Raw genomic sequence first — 433 nt, forward strand, 5'->3', positions numbered from 1 at the left:
GAACTTTCGGTGGAGAGTCTGGGCGCAGTATCGTCGCGCTCGTGGGGCACAACCTTCAAACGAGTGGCAAGCTGAGGCCCGTCGACCTGGCCCGTCGGCACGGTCTGTCCACCCAGGCGGTGAGGAACTACGAAGAGGCCGGCATCCTCCCGACAGCCGAGCGAACGGCCTCCGGCTATCGCGTCTACACCCCTCTGCACGAGCGGGCGCTGGCCGCGTTCCTCACCCTGGTGCCGGGGCATGGGCATGCGACGGCGACAGCGGTCATGCAGGCCGTGAACCGTGACGCCGTCGACGAGGCCTTCCAGCTCATCGACGAGAGTCACGCCCGGCTGCTGCACGACCGGCGCACGCTGCGGGCCGTGGAGGACGCCCTGCGCGGGCTCACCGCCGACTCCGGCTGTGCCGACTCGGCCGTCTTCACCCAGACGTT

General features: G+C 69.3%; 1 protein-coding gene. It reads left to right on the forward strand.

Annotation, left to right across the window (positions count from 1 at the left end):
- Positions 1-41 precede the first annotated feature (41 nt).
- A partial coding sequence (locus tag LPA54_RS39465) for a MerR family DNA-binding transcriptional regulator (protein WP_228985212.1) occupies positions 42-433 on the forward strand: 392 nt, incomplete at its 3' end.

The sequence above is a fragment of the Streptomyces sp. DH12 genome (genome assembly GCF_020873895.1).
GTDB lineage: Bacteria > Actinomycetota > Actinomycetes > Streptomycetales > Streptomycetaceae > Streptomyces.